Below are 14,933 nucleotides of genomic sequence, written 5' to 3'. Positions count from 1 at the left end.
ACAACACTGACCCGCCTATCCCTAAACCCGTTCCCAGGCTTCTATTCCGCCAGGAACAACGTAGAACAGAGGATGCGCGTCTGGCGTAGAGATTGTCCGTTGCACTTCATACACTTCGGGTGACCTGACCTGCAACTTGGCGAGCAGATGCTTCCATTCGTATTCCATCTGCCCGCGCTGAACCGGCATGCGCGGACACTCTCCCCGCTTGATGATCTTTGACGAGTCGAACCGGTAACCGCGCCGGTCCGCCTCGGCAGCAACTTCATCAAGGTAGCAGCCGATTGCCAGTACCGGGTCGGCGCATGCACGAAAGCGGACAAGCTGTGGGTGAAACTTGTATCCCTTCGTCTGCCCGAGCAATACCTTTTGCGCCAGCAGCGCCTCCCGCCAAAGTGCAACCAGGCCGATCTTATCGAGTAGTTCCGGCTTGATGGACCAAAGACGCACGCGTATTTCCCATTCTTGTTTGCGTTCCTGATTTTCAGGCCGCTATCCTACGTCAATCTGCGCTTGCGCGTGTGCCGCGGCTTGCCGTTACGCCTTACCACCCTCCCCCAAGCGCCCTGATCAATGCCACCGTGGTCGTTGCCCGCGCACCGCGCAATTGCACTGCCGTACGCTCTACCGCTGCGAGGTTGCGTTGAGAGTCGAGCACATCCAGGTAGCTTGAGCGGCCGGCATCGTAGAGCTTGTTTGCCAGCTCTGTAGAGCGACGCGCAGACGCGACGGCATCGTCAATCGCCTGCGCCTGCCCCGCCAGTGTACGCAGTCCCGCGAGGTTGTCCTCCACCTCGGCAAACGCACTCAGCACGCTTTGCCGGTAGCTTGCCACCGACTCTTCCAGCGCCGCCTCGCTGCGTGCGACGTTCGCCCGGTTGCGACCGCCATCGATGATCGGCAGCGACATCAATGCGCCGATAACCCAGGTGCGGCTGCTCCAGCGAAAAACGTCAGATACGTCTTCCGACAGACCGCCGCCTGCTGCAGTCAGGCGCACCGCCGGGAACATCGCCGCGCGTGCAGCACCGATACGCGCGTTAGCGGCGATCATCGCGCGCTGCGCTGCGGAGATGTCCGGTCGGCGCTCGAGCAATGCCGACGGAAGGCCGGCAGGAACGCCGGGCAAGGCCGAGGATGCCAGTAGAGGGTTTTTCTGCGCATTGAAGTTTGACGGCGGTTTGCCGAGCAGGATCGAGAGTGCGTGCTCGAGCTGTGCGCGTTGCCGTTCGATAGCGATTGCATCGGAACGCGTCGTTGCCAGTTCCGTCCTTGAACGCGTCAGGTCGAGCTCGCCAAGGTCGCCAAGGTCGTAGCGCCGCTGGTTGATCCGCACGTTTTCCTCGCGCAGCCGCACCGTCTCGTTGAGGAAGGCCAGTTCCGCATCTGCGGCACGCAGGCGGAAATAGGTCTGCGCGACATCTGCCTGCAGTGCCAGCAGCACGGAGCGATAGGTCGCTTCGCTGGCTGCCGCGTCGGCCTGCGCGGCATTCACGTTACCCGCGATACGTCCGAAGAGATCCACTTCATAGCTGGCAGTCAGTCGCCCGCTCCAGGTCGTTACCGGGCCGACTTCATTCGTCTGGATGCTGGGTACTGCCGATGAACCACGTGCACGTTGCGGCCCAACCTCGACATTGACGTTCGGGATGCGGTCGGCTTCGAAAATTCCAGCAACCGCACGCGCCTGCTTCACACGTGCAGCAGCTGCTGCCAAATTTGGATTCGCAACCGTCGCATCGACGATCAACTGGTCCAGCGTGCTGTCATTAAACACCTTCCACCATTCACCACGCGGCTGGGCCTCGGCCGGCTGTGCCGGCTTCCAGCGGACGACGTCGGTATTGGCTGGCGGAGTCGTGGCGTCTTCCTTGAAGGAAGCCGGCATGTCGATCTGCGGCGCTTTCAATTCAGGTGCCGCACATCCGCCAAGCATCAGCGCCATCGCAAGCGGCAGCAGGGAAAACTTTTTCATGTTGTTTGATTGGTTGATCATCACACTACTCCTTCAGTGCGGGGCATGCGCGGCACTTCGTCGACGGCCGGCCTGGGGCGTTCAAAACGTGTGGCCAGCGTGCGCAGCAACACGTAGAACACCGGGGTCAGAAACAGTCCGAACACGGTCACGCCGAGCATGCCGGTAAATACCGCCACGCCCATTGCATGCCGCATCTCCGCACCTGCGCCGGAGGAGAACACCAGCGGCACAACGCCCATGATGAAGGCGAAAGACGTCATCAGGATCGGGCGCAACCGCAGCCGGCAAGCTTCCAGCGCGGCCTGCACGACGGTGCGGCCGTGCTGCTCCAGCTCGCGTGCGAACTCGACGATCAGGATCGCGTTTTTCGATGCGAGGCCGACCAGCACGAACAGCGCAATCTGCGTAAAGATATTGTTGTCGCCGCCGGACAGCTTGACGCCAAGCAGCGCGCACAGGATGGACATCGGCACGATCAGGATCACCGCCAGTGGCAGCGTCCAGCTTTCGTACTGCGCGGCGAGCACGAGGAACACCAGCAGCACGCACAGCGGGAAGACGATGACCATTGTGTTGCCGGCAAGGATTTCCTGATAGGTCAGCTCGGTCCATTCATACGTGATCCCTTTCGGCAGGACTTCCTGCGCCAGCCTTTCCATTGCCGCCTGAGCCTGTCCGCTGGAGACACCGGGCGCGGGTCCGCCATTGATGTCGGCCGAGATGTAAGCGTTGTAGCGCTGCACCCGGTCGGGGCCATAGCTGTCCGATACCCGCATCAGCGACGACAGCGGAATCATTTCGCCCCTGTCATTGCGAACCTTTAGCTGCGCGATGTCTTCCGCATGCGAGCGGAACGGCGCATCGGCCTGCACCTTTACCTGGTAGGTGCGCCCGAACTGGTTGAAATCGTTCACGTACAGCGAGCCAAGATTGATCTGCAACGTCTGGTAGATGGTCGACAGCGGCACGCCAAGCTGCTTGGCCTTGGTGCGGTCGATGTCGGCAAACAGCTGTGGCACGTTGATCTGGTAGCTGGAAAACACGCCAGCCAGCTCCGGCGTCTGCCACGCCTTCATCTGCAGGGCCTGCACCGCCTTGTACAACTCGTCGTAACCAAGGTTGGCGCGGTCTTCAATCATCATTTTGAAGCCGCCGATCGTGCCCAAGCCGTTAACCGGTGGCGGCGGGAACACCATGATGAATGCATCCTCGATACCGCCCAGTTTCTGGTTGATCTGCTGCGCGATTGCGCCGCCTGACAGTTCCGGCGACTTGCGCTGGTCAAACGGTTCCAGACCAAAGAAGACGATGCCGGCATTCGGCGCATTGGTAAAGCCGTTGATCGACAGACCGGGAAAAGCGACGGAATCCCGCACGCCCGGCACCGTCTTTGCGATTTCCGACATGCGGCGAATCACTGCGTCGGTCCTATCCAGCGATGCTGCATCCGGCAACTGCGCAAAGCCGACAAGGTATTGCTTGTCCTGGCCGGGGACGAAACCGCTGGGCACCGCCTTGAAGACGAATACCGCTGCAATTGCAAGCACCGCATAGATGGTCAGCGCCGCCGTCTTGCGTGCAAGCACACGCCGCACTCCGCCTTCATAGCTGTTCGACGCATTGCCGAAGCTGCGGTTGAACCAGGCAAAGAAACCGCCGAACACGCGATCCATGCCACGTGTGAGCGCATCACGCGGCGCATTATGTGGCTTGAGCAATGTCGCTGCCAGCGCGGGGGAAAGCGTAAGGGAATTGAAAGCGGAGATCACCGTCGAGATTGCGATCGTCAGCGCAAACTGACGGTAGAACTGGCCGGACAGGCCGGACACAAACGCAATCGGCACGAACACGGCGCACAGCACGAGCGCAATGGCAATGATCGGACCGCTGACCTCCTTCATCGCCTGCACGGTCGCGTCTCGTGGCGACAGACCGTAGGCAATGTTGCGTTCGACGTTCTCGACCACCACGATGGCATCATCGACGACGATACCGATGGCCAGCACCAGGCCGAACAAGGACAGCGTGTTGATGGAAAAGCCGAACATCAGCAAGACGGCGAATGTACCGACGATCGACACCGGTACCGCCACCAGCGGGATGATCGACGCCCGCCACGTCTGCAGGAAAACGATCACCACCAGCACTACCAGTGCCACGGCTTCCAGCAGCGTTTTCACCACAGCGCGAATCGACTCGCGCACGAACTGCGTCGGGTCGTACACCACGCTGTAATCCACGCCTTCCGGGAAGTCCTTTTTCAATTCTTCCATCTTGGCGCGCACATCGGATGACAATTGCAATGCGTTTGCCTGCGGCGCCTCGAAGATGGCGATGGCCGCGGCCGACTTGTTGTTCAGCAGCGAGCGCAACGCATAGTCGGTGGAGCCGAGCTCGATGCGCGCGACATCGCGCAGCAGCGTGACGGAACCGTCTGCACCGGTGCGCACGATGATGTCGCCGAACTCTTCCTCCGACTGCAGCCGTCCCTGCGTATTGACGGTGAGTTGGAACTCAGCATTCTTTGCCGGTGTCTGGCCGATCACACCGGCGGCGACCTGAACGTTCTGTTCGCGGATAGCTTGCACAACGTCGGAAGCGGTCATGTTTCGCGCGGCGATCTTCTGCGGATCGAGCCAGATCCGCATTGCGTAGTCGCCCGCGCCAAACAGCAGCGTTTCACCCATGCCGGGAATGCGCGACAACTGGTCCTTGATATTCAGCACGGCATAGTTGCGCAGGTAGACGTCGTCATAACGTCCATTCGGCGACACGAGATGCACCACCATTGTCAGGTTGGGCGAGCTCTTGACGGTGGTGACGCCGATCTGGCGCACCTCTTCCGGCAGGCGCGGCAAGGCACGTTGAACGCGATTCTGCACCTGGGTTTCCGCCTGCTCGACATTGGTGCCGATCTTGAAGGTGACCGTCAGCGCCAGTGCACCATCGGAAGTCGCCTGCGACGACATGTACAGCATGTTTTCCACGCCGTTGATCTGCTCCTCCAGCGGTGCGGCAACCGTCTCCGCAATCACTTTCGGATTGGCGCCGGGATACATCGCGCGCACCACCACCGAGGGCGGAACGACATCGGGATATTCCGATACGGGCAGCTTGAAGATCGCCAGCACGCCGGCGACGAAGATAAGGATCGACAGCACGGCGGCGAAGATCGGCCGGTCGATGAAAAAGCGGGAGATATTCATGATGATCTCTCAGGGATTTCAAAATTCATGGACGCAAAAGGGCTTGCCTTCCCCGTCTCGGGGAAGGTGCATGCATGTTGGTTGTACTTACGTCAGGTCAGGAGTTCGATGCACCAGCAGACTCGTCCTTTGACTCCGCCTTGGCCGGATCCTGCCTGGAGGGATCGGCATCCATCGGGATCAGCTGCGCGGTGACCGGTGCGCCGGGGCGCACGCGCTGCAGCCCATTGACGACAATTTTTTCGCCGGGCTTCACGCCTTCGCGCACAACCCTCAGGCCGTCAACAACCGGCCCCAGCTTGACCGGACGATATTCCGCCTTGCCTTCACCGTTGACGACATAGACGAACTTGCGGTTCTGATCGGTGCCGACCGCACGGTCGCTGATGAGTGCGGCATTGGTGGCGCCGCCGTTGCCGTCGCCACTGGCCAGCTGCACGCGGGCAAACAGGCCCGGAGCCAGCGCACTGTCGGTATTCTTGAATACTGCGCGCATGCGCACGCTGCCGGTGGCGGGATCGACGCGGTTGTCGACGAATTCCAGCTTGCCTTCATGCGGGAAGCCGTTTTCGTTAGCGAGGGCGATACGCACCGTCACCGGCTGCCCCCTGCGTGCCATCGCGCTCACGCTCAGGAAGGACTTCTCGTCACCGTCGAAGCTGGCATAGATCGGATTGTTCGACACAACGGAGGTCAGGACCACGCTGCCATCGACGAGGTTGCCGGCAGTGACCTCGGCCTTGCTGACCCGGCCATTGATCGGTGAATGCACCCGGGTAAAGCCAAGGTCGAGCTTCGCGACCTCGTATGTAGCTTGTGCAGCACGCGCGGTTGCTTCCAGCTCCTTCACGCTGGCGGCCTTTTCGTCTGCCTCGCGTTGCGCAATGGCTTTTTCGGCAACCAGCTTTTCGGCGCGAGCCAGCTCAACCTTGGCAAGATCTGCCTTGGCGCGCGCGGCCATTGCCGCAGCTTCCGCGCGCCTGGCCTCGGCCTCATAAGGCCGCGGATCAATGACGAACAGTACGTCGCCCTTCTTCACTTCCGCGCCCGGCTGGAAATTGACGGATGCAATGAAACCGGAAACGCGAGGCCTGACCTCCACGCGGTCGACCGCTTCCAAGCGGCCGGAGAATTCCTGTGTTTCGACGATGGATTTCTCCAGAACTGTCGCGGCCGAAACCGGAGGGGCGCCAGCCGGCTGCTGCCCGACTTCCTGTGCGGCCGGCTTGCCGCAGGCGGACAGCACAAGCGCCGCTGCGGCAATGAAGATGAGGGTGGCAGCCGCTTTGCGTGCTGCTGGTGTTTGGAAGTTGGCGTCTTTCATGGTGTTCTCTTTCGGTTGATTCGAAACAGTGTTAATCGGATGTCGTCTGTGGTGCGTTTATCTGGGCAATAGCCTGCCCTCCGGGGTCATACCGGGAACATGGAAGCAATAACGAACGTGAACCGGACCAGTATCCGGCCTGCCACTACGGGAAGGTCAAGCCCGGTTTTCCAGGCCGGCGATAAATCCTGCAATCTCGTTCAATGCGCTCTCCTTTCTTGCGCAGCTACATCGCGCACCCGGCTCTTCCAGTGTGATGGCCGGCAAGCGGCGCACGATTGCCTTGATACCGGCCGAAGCCAGCTTGACGCCGTACTGCTCTGCTTCATCGCGCAGCGGGTCATCATCCGCCGACAGAATCAGCGCCGGCGGCAGTCCTTTCATGCGGCTCGACTGCAGCGGGCACGCATACGGATGCGTGCGGTCAAGCGGTCGCGGAAGGTAGCGCCGGTATCCGGCGACACACTCTTCCTGTCCGGTAAAGCTGCGCATCGAGCAACTCGTGAGGCCGGGGTCCAGCATCGGCATGATCAGCAACTGGGCTGCCAATGCCGGTCCGCCCCTGTCCCTTGCCATGAGCGCCGACACCGCCGCCAAATTGCCGCCCGCTTCGATGCCGCTGGTAATCAGCCTGGCTCCGCGCCACCCCAGTCGGTCACGATGTCGCACAACCCATTTGAGTATGGCGTGCGCGTCCTCAACTGCTGCGGGAAACGGCCTTACCGATGCCACGGTATAACTCGACATCAACACGCTGCAGCCGGTGCGCTGTGCCAGCACCCGTGCAAAGCCATCGCATTCCTCGAGGTCAACGATCGCGAACCCGCCATACGGAAAGAAGACAATCAAATCGTCAGTCTGTCTGTGATGCTCAGTTGTATCTGGCAAATACAGGCGTGCGTCCAGTTCGTCCTGCGCGCCCTGCACAGTGATCATGTGCATCAGCGTGTCGTGTGGCTGTGCAGCATCCCGGTTGCGTTCGATATGCATGTGCGTGCTCATGCGGCGCACTATAGCTTTGTTCTACAATTTGAATAAATAGCAAGAACTCGAATTAACTGTTCAGCTTTCTGAACAATCGCTGGATGATTGGAGACGTAATGGACAAGTTGCATGCAATGGAAGTCTTCGTACAGGTCGTCGACGCCGGCAGCTTTACGCGGGCGTCCGACAACATGAAGCTGCAGAAAGCCACGGTATCGACTCTGATCCGCGACCTCGAGAGTGCGCTGACGGTGAAGCTGTTGAATCGCACCACGCGCCACCTGAGCATGACTGCCGATGGCGCCGCGTATTACGAGCGCTGCCTGCGCATCCTGTCTGAAGTGCGTGATGCGGAAGAGTCGCTGTCGAAGACGCATGCCAGCCCGAGCGGGCGCCTGCGCATCGACGTACCGTCGGGACTGGGTCGACACCTGATCATTCCTTCGCTGCCGATGTTCTTCGACCGCTATCCGGACATTCATGTCGAGATCGGCTGCAGCGACCGTCCCGTCGACCTGATCGAAGAAGGCGTGGATTGCGCCGTCCGCGGCGGTGTGCTCGCCGATTCGACGCTCATTGCGCGGCGCGTGGGTGCGCTGCATTACGTCACTTGCGCGGCGCCCTCTTACCTTGCTCGCCATGGCCGGCCGCAGCACCCGCATCAACTCACCCAGCACCGCTGCGTCAACTACTTTTCTGCGAAGACCGGCAAGATCTTCGAATGGGATTTCGCCAGGGATGGTGAGCGTATCCAGTTGCGCGTTCCCGGTCGCATTGCCGTCAACGATTCGGACGCTTACATGACCGCAACGCTGTCCGGCATGGGAATTGCGCAAATGCCGGCATTTGCCATCTGTCCGTACCTGCAATCAGGGCAGCTTGAAATGCTGCTGGAAGAATGGACCGTGGATCCGCTGCCGCTGCATGTGGTCTATCCGCACAACCGCCACCTCTCTGCAAAGGTGCGCGTATTCGTCGAGTGGATCGCAGAACTGTTCGCCGATCATCCCGCCATGCACGTACGCGCCGGCCGCTGCCCGCATACGCCTCCAAACCTGGCAGCATCTTCAGCAGACACGACCGACAGAACACGTCCCTCGACGGGTGAAGAACAAGCCGCCGTCGCGGCCTGATGCGACCGGATTGAATTTCGCGTTCTTCAAAAAAACAGGCGCCTTTCGACGCCTGCAAGCAACTGACCTTTCGCCTGGTGATCAGCGCCTTGCTGTCACACGGATGGTCGTTCCTCTGAGATCAATGCCGCGAATCGTAACGCTGCCAAAACTCTTTCCGTTTGATCCCCGCACGCGGATGTTGTCAACGTTGATGACGCCTATCGTCTGCGGCACTCGGTAGATGGTGGATCCGCTGCTATCGATCAGCACCGTCGGGTTGAGAGGATTGAATACCGCGTCCTGAAAAGTGATGTCGGCATCGAGGATGCTGGCCACCGGATTTAACAGCGTCGCCATGTCGCCAAGGAGCTCCACACCGAATCCTCCGACCGCATAACGCGACAACCGGAACATGCGGTCCTCCGTAAGCCCCTGGGCCTCCACACGCCGCAACTCTTCCTCGTTCAACATACGCAGCGCCTTGGTGCTGTCCGATGCAGATAGCGAGGCTCTTTCCATTGACGCCGTGTCCGCCGCACTGACGGAGAACGGCAACAGGGAAATCAATGCGGCACATGCCATCCCGACGGAGCGCTGTCGAAAGATCTCTACACGGCCATGAGTAAACAAATTCGAACCGGCACGCTTGCCTCCCATGTGCCGGACGGACTGCGGCTGCTTGTGGTACTTATAGCTTTGTTGTAGCCATCCCATAATGTCTCCACAAAGAGAATCATGTCTGCGCTCTGACAGGCTGTTGAAAATCTTAGCGAGCAGGTCAAAACTGAGGGCGAGGAGCGCATGCGCACGAGTAGTACGCCGAGCACCGCAGCCCTCAGGATCGGTCCGCGCAGTAGTTTTTCAACAGCCTGTTAACGTCGCTATCTGCTCCCTGTCCTTATCCGGCCATGCACCGGGAACCACTTATTGCGCTGCTTCTCACACGACTTCTTCGATGCCTGACAGACATCAAAGCGGACATTCATTCCCGCGCATCTTGGAGTAGGAAAAAGAAAGAAGAAATCCCAATGCTGCGCAAATGCATGCATAACGTTGTGAAACCTCAAATCGACCTTGGGTCATTGTGTCTGCTGGAATCATGGAGGGGAGAACTGAATGCCGGCAGGCGATGCTCCCGATGTACTGCACGGAACAAATTACCCGGCTTCGCATCTGCGAACGCAGAAATGAAAAAACCGGCGATCAGCCGGTTTCTGAGGAATTCTGGTGGACAGTACTGGGATTGAACCAGTGACCCCCGCCGTGTGAAGGCGGTGCTCTACCCCTGAGCTAACTGTCCGGGAAGGTCGGCATTATCGCACAAACGGTGCACGGAATCAATTTGCCGATGCAGCAGGCTCAACACGCCAGACACAGCTGCCCTTGATCTCCTTGTCCAGCCGGTCCAGCAGAGCCTCGTGTTCGGCAAGTTCTGCCTCTGTTGCCTGCAACACGACGATGTCTGCCAGTGGAATTGCTTCCACCGCCTGCGTATCAGCCTGCCCTGCCTGCGGTGCGCCCAGGTCGATCGTGAGACTGTTCTGGCCGCGCGTCATCGCGAGATAGACCTCGGCCAGCAGCTCGGCATCCAGTAGCGCGCCATGCAGCGCGCGGTGCGCGTTCGAAATGCCGTAGCGGTCGCACAGTGCGTCGAGAGAGTTGCGTTTGCCGGGGTGCATCTCCTTCGCCTGTACCAGCGTGTCGGTAATCGAATCGACATGCTCGGCAAAGCGGGGAAAACCCAGCCGCTCGAATTCCGCATCAAGGAAGGCCAGGTCGAATGGCGCATTGTGGATGATGATTTCCGCGTCACGCACATAGTCGCGCAGCTCGTCGGCGACCTCGGCGAACTTTGGCTTGTCGCTGAGGAATTCGGTCGTCAGGCCGTGCACTGCGAGTGCGCCCTCTTCCGAGTCGCGCTCCGGGTTGATATAGGTATGAAAGTTGTTGCCGGTAAGACGGCGGTTGATGATTTCAACGCAGCCGACTTCGATGATGCGGTCGCCCGAACGCGGATTCAGGCCAGTGGTTTCAGTATCGAGAACGATTTGTCGCATGGTTATTCGGCAGTAGCCGGAGTAGGTTCAACGGGAGCGTGTGCGGATGGCGCATGCTCCTTTTTACGAGCAAGGAATGTATAGAAAGTCGGCACGACAAACAAGGTGAGCAGTGTGCCGACCGTCATGCCGCCGACGATGACCCAGCCGATCTGGATGCGGGATTCGGCGCCCGCCCCTGTTGCCAGCGCCAGCGGAAGCGCGCCCAGCACCATCGCGCCGGTGGTCATCAGAATCGGACGCAGGCGCAGCACAGCCGCTTCAACCACCGCCTCTTGCATGCCCCTGCCCTGTTCGCGGAGCTGGTTGGTAAATTCCACAATCAGGATGCCGTGTTTGGTAATCAACCCCACCAGCGTGATCAGGCCGATCTGGCTATAAACGTTCAACGTGCCGCCGCCCAGCTTCAAGGCCGCCAGTGCACCGGCCATCGACAATGGCACCGTCAGCATGATGATGAATGGATCGACGAAGCTTTCGAACTGTGCTGCCAGCACGAGGTAAATGAATGCAAGTGCCAGCACGAACGTCAGCGCGAGGCTGCCGCTCGATGCGCGGTATTCGCGCGAGGAGCCGGACAGATCGGTGGCATATCCTGGCTTGATGATGCGTTTTGCCGTCTCCTCCATGAAGTCGATCGCCTCACCCTGCGTGTAGCCGTTGGCGAGATTGGCCGAGATCACGACCGCGCGCCGCTGTCCGAAGTGGTTCAACTCGCGTGGTGCGACCGCTTCGCGCACTTTCAACAAGCTCGACAGCGGAATCATGTGGTCCTCGCCGCCGTTCGCACCAGCGCCGCGCACGAAAATATTGTTGATGTCATCCGGTGCGTTGCGCTCGCTGGTTTCGATCTGCACGACCACGTCGTACTGGTCGCTGCCTTTCTTGAAGCGGGTCACGTTGCGACCGCCGAGCATGGTTTCCAGCGTGCGGCCGACCGTTTCGATCTGCACGCCGGCATCCGCCGCCTTGTCGCGATCGACCTCGACATTGACCTGCGGCTTGTGAAGCCGCAGGTCGCTGTCGATATTGGTCAGCCCGGGATTCTTGCTTGCCTCCTCGATAATCTGCTCCACTACCTGCTGCAACTCCGCATAGGATGCGTTGGTCATGACGACCAGGCTGACCGGACGCTCACGGATCGATTGGCCGAGTGACGGGGGCGCGTTCGGGAATGCCAGCACGCCGGGAACTTCGGCCATTTTCGGACGCATTTCGCTGATCATGTCCATGGTGCTGCGTTCACGCTCAGACCAATCGACGGTACGAAGGAAGGCTACGGCACGCTCCACCGTCGGGTTGCCGGCAAAGATAAACACGCGGTCAATTTCCGGCGTTGCCTGCGCAATCTGTTCAATCTGGCGCGCGTATTTTTCGGTGTATTCAAGCGAGGCGCCATCGGGACCGGTGATCGATGTAAAGATCGTGCCGCGATCCTCGATCGGCGCGAGCTCCTTTTTCATGCCGCTGGCCAGCCATACCAGCGCTCCGATCACGACCAGATACAGGAGAATTACCAGCCAGCGTGCCGCCAGCGTACGCGCGAGCAACCCGCGATAGGCGGAAGTAAGCGCGTTCAGCCCGCTCTCGATCACACGATATACGACTCCATGCTTTTCCTGATGCTTGAGCAGGACCGAACACATCATCGGCGACAGCGTGAGCGCAACAAAACCGGAAACGATCACTGCGCCGGCCAGGGTGAGCGCAAATTCGATAAACAGGCGCCCGGTACGCCCGGGTGTGAAGGCGACCGGCGCGTAAACGGCAGCCAGCGTCAGCGTCATCGCGACCACGGCAAAACCGATTTCCTTCGCCCCCTTCAGTGCAGCCGCGAACGGCTTCATGCCTTCTTCGATATGCCGGTAGATGTTTTCCAGCACCACAATCGCATCGTCCACCACAAGGCCAATCGCCAGCACCAGTGCGAGCAACGTCAGCGTGTTAATCGTGAAACCGGCAAGCGACATCAAGGCAAACGCGCCAATCAGCGATACCGGTATGGTGACCAGCGGGATGATGGATGCGCGGAAGGAACGCAAGAACACAAAGATGACCAACGCCACCAGCACGACCGCTTCGCCGATCGTGGTGTATACGGACTTGATGGAGCGATCGATGAACAGCGTGTTGTCGACCGAGATATCAATCCGCACGCCCTGTGCGGCAAGTTCCTCGTTCAGTTTCGGCAGCTCTGCCTTCACATAATTGGCCAGCTCCAGCGGATTGGCGGTTGCCTGGCGGATCACGCCGAGCGATACCGCGCTCTTGCCGTTGAAGCGCACCGATGAGCGCTCCGCCGCGGGGCCGATTTCGACACGCGCCACGTCCTTCAACCGCACCGCATAGCCATTCACAGTACGGACAATGATGTCCTCAAACTGGCTCGGTGTGGTCAGGTCCGTCTGCGACACCACCGAGAATTCTCGTTGTTGCGATTCAATGCGACCGGCCGGCACTTCGACATTCTGGCGTCGCAGCGCATCCTCCACGTCGGCGGGTGTGAGACGATAAGACGCGAGTTTGTCACGATTGAGCCAGATGCGCATTGCATACTTGCGCTCGCCGCCGATACGTACATCGGCAGCGCCCGGCAGCAACTGCAGGCGCGGCTTGACGATACGGTTGGCAATGTCGGAGAGGTCCAGCTGCGACATGTTGTCACTGGAGAAGGACAGCCAGATGATGGGATTGGCGTCAGCCTCGACCTTGGCGATCACCGGCTCGTCGATCGTGTCCGGTAGTCGCGCACGTACGCGTGATACCCGATCACGCACATCGTTGGCGCCGGAATCCGGATCCTTGTCGAGCCGGAAGCGCACGGTAATCTGGCTCTGCTCGGCGCGGGAAATGGAGGTGAGCATATCGATGCCGTCAATGCCGGCAATCGAGTCCTCCATGGGCTTGGTGACTTGCGACTCGACGATCTCCGCGCTCGCGCCCGGATAGGCGGTCTGCACCGTGACGACCGGCTCATCGATCTTGGGGTATTCGCGCACCGCGAGTCGGTCGTAGGACACCAAACCGATCAGCACGATAATCAGCGACATCACCGTCGCGAATACCGGACGACGGATACAGATATCGGACAAGACCATGTTGCGCTCCGCCTAGCTCTTTGTCGCGGATGCCGTAGAAGGCGCCGCATTGGCGCCTTGCGCGATGCGCACGGGGGTGCCATCTTTCGACAGTCGGATCTGGCCGGCTGTCACCACAACGTCGTTCAGTGCCAATCCTTGGGTAATTTCAACTTTGGCCGCGCGCCGCAGGCCGGTCTTCACTTCCGTCTTGACGGCATTACCGTCCACCACTTTCCACACCATGACCTTGCTGCCTTGCGGAACAATCGACTCTTCCGGCACTACAAGCGCATTCTCGCGCTCGGCCAGGATCAGTCTGACGCGGGCGAACATGCCGGGTTTCAACCGGCCTTCCGGATTCTCAATGCGACCGCGCAGCAATGCCGAGCGTCCGGCGCTATCGACCTGCGGGTCGACTGCATCCACCTTGGCGCGGAACGGTTTTCCGGGCAGCGCATCGACCATGACTTCGATGGCCTGCCCTTTATAGACCAGATCTGCATATCGTTCCGGCACGCGGAAATCGACCTTGACGCTGGAAACGTCTTCCAGATTGACCAGATCGGTGCCGTCCTTCACGTAATCGCCAACGCTGATGTTGCGGATGCCAACGATGCCGGAGAATGGCGCGCGAATCTCCAGCTTGGACAAGCGTGCCTGTGCCAGTGCCAACTTCGCTTCGAGCACATGGACGTTCGCGAGCGATTCGTCGCGCGCACGGTCCGACATGAACTTTTGCCGGGCGAGATCGACGATCCGCTCGTAGTTGGCGCGCGCAATTCCAAGTTCTGCCTTGGCCTGCTCCACTTCAGCCTGGTTGACGCTGGCATCGAAGGCAATCAGCAGTTGTCCCTTGCTCACACGCTGGCCATCCGCAAAATTGAGCTTCACGATGCGCCCGGAGACTTCCGGCCGGATTACAACGGATTCATTGGACCGCAGGGTGCCAACTGCATTGACATCGTCGACCAATCTGGTGCTGGCAACTCTTGCAACGTCTACCGCCACAGGATCAATTGGGTTTGAGGATGGCGATGCGATAGAGCTTTGTGCGGGAACGGTTTTCTGTTCCGAAGGTTGTTGCGGCTGGCGCTGCACATAATAAGCAACAGTTCCCAGCGCAATAATGCCGACGGCAGCGACACCGGAATACAGAAATCTCCGTGCGTTCATTTGCTTGAATGGTAAT

Annotated in this window: 10 protein-coding genes and 1 tRNA gene; 1 reads left to right on the top strand and 10 read right to left on the bottom strand. The window is 59.8% G+C overall.

The genetic code is table 11. The annotated features are described in order from the left end of the window. Nucleotides 1-21: 21 nt before the first annotated feature. The 5 genes from ACYVIA_RS20020 to ACYVIA_RS20000 all read right to left on the bottom strand — a co-directional run bounded on the left by ACYVIA_RS20020 (nucleotide 22) and on the right by ACYVIA_RS20000 (nucleotide 7,498). Nucleotides 22-450: a pyrimidine dimer DNA glycosylase/endonuclease V gene (locus tag ACYVIA_RS20020; RefSeq protein WP_460843941.1), complete on the bottom strand. Its 429-nt coding sequence runs from the start codon at nucleotides 448-450 to the stop codon at nucleotides 22-24. Nucleotides 451-544: 94 nt separating this feature from the next. Then, nucleotides 545-1,996 carry an efflux transporter outer membrane subunit gene (locus ACYVIA_RS20015; RefSeq protein ID WP_460843940.1) on the bottom strand — a complete coding sequence of 484 codons (1,452 nt, stop codon included), beginning with the start codon at nucleotides 1,994-1,996 and terminating at the stop codon, nucleotides 545-547. After that, nucleotides 1,996-5,184 (bottom strand): efflux RND transporter permease subunit, encoded by a 3,189-nt coding sequence (locus ACYVIA_RS20010; RefSeq protein ID WP_460843939.1) that lies wholly within the window; start codon nucleotides 5,182-5,184, stop codon nucleotides 1,996-1,998. Before ACYVIA_RS20010 ends, ACYVIA_RS20015 begins: the two co-directional genes overlap by 1 nt. A gap of 97 nt (nucleotides 5,185-5,281) precedes the next feature. Then, on the bottom strand, nucleotides 5,282-6,508 hold the full coding sequence (locus ACYVIA_RS20005) for an efflux RND transporter periplasmic adaptor subunit (protein ID WP_460843938.1): 1,227 nt from the start codon (nucleotides 6,506-6,508) through the stop codon (nucleotides 5,282-5,284). Nucleotides 6,509-6,664: 156 nt separating this feature from the next. Beyond that, nucleotides 6,665-7,498 (bottom strand): alpha/beta hydrolase, encoded by an 834-nt coding sequence (locus tag ACYVIA_RS20000; protein WP_460843937.1) that lies wholly within the window; start codon nucleotides 7,496-7,498, stop codon nucleotides 6,665-6,667. A gap of 110 nt (nucleotides 7,499-7,608) precedes the next feature. Here ACYVIA_RS20000 and ACYVIA_RS19995 point away from each other — a divergent pair, with 110 nt between their 5' ends. Beyond that, nucleotides 7,609-8,625, top strand: a complete 1,017-nt coding sequence (locus tag ACYVIA_RS19995) for a LysR family transcriptional regulator (protein ID WP_460843936.1) — start codon at nucleotides 7,609-7,611, stop codon at nucleotides 8,623-8,625. An 81-nt stretch (nucleotides 8,626-8,706) separates the two neighbouring features. On the opposite strand, the gene ACYVIA_RS19990 is transcribed toward ACYVIA_RS19995, so the two are convergent. The 5 genes from ACYVIA_RS19990 to ACYVIA_RS19970 all read right to left on the bottom strand — a co-directional run bounded on the left by ACYVIA_RS19990 (nucleotide 8,707) and on the right by ACYVIA_RS19970 (nucleotide 14,917). Next, on the bottom strand, nucleotides 8,707-9,174 hold the full coding sequence (locus ACYVIA_RS19990) for a hypothetical protein (RefSeq protein ID WP_460843935.1): 468 nt from the start codon (nucleotides 9,172-9,174) through the stop codon (nucleotides 8,707-8,709). A gap of 658 nt (nucleotides 9,175-9,832) precedes the next feature. After that, nucleotides 9,833-9,907 (bottom strand) — tRNA-Val (locus tag ACYVIA_RS19985). A gap of 37 nt (nucleotides 9,908-9,944) precedes the next feature. Further along, complete coding sequence (gene dnaQ, locus ACYVIA_RS19980; RefSeq protein WP_460843934.1) at nucleotides 9,945-10,664, bottom strand: DNA polymerase III subunit epsilon; 720 nt, start codon at nucleotides 10,662-10,664, stop codon at nucleotides 9,945-9,947. Nucleotides 10,665-10,666: 2 nt separating this feature from the next. After that, nucleotides 10,667-13,762, bottom strand: a complete 3,096-nt coding sequence (locus tag ACYVIA_RS19975) for an efflux RND transporter permease subunit (protein WP_460843933.1) — start codon at nucleotides 13,760-13,762, stop codon at nucleotides 10,667-10,669. A gap of 12 nt (nucleotides 13,763-13,774) precedes the next feature. Further along, complete coding sequence (locus tag ACYVIA_RS19970) at nucleotides 13,775-14,917, bottom strand: efflux RND transporter periplasmic adaptor subunit (protein ID WP_460843932.1); 1,143 nt, start codon at nucleotides 14,915-14,917, stop codon at nucleotides 13,775-13,777. Between the last annotated feature and the right edge of the window lie 16 nt (nucleotides 14,918-14,933).

It is taken from the genome of Noviherbaspirillum agri (assembly GCF_054780595.1).
The sequence above is the reverse complement of the archived record's forward strand: the minus strand, read 5'-3'. Positions and strand labels throughout refer to the sequence as shown.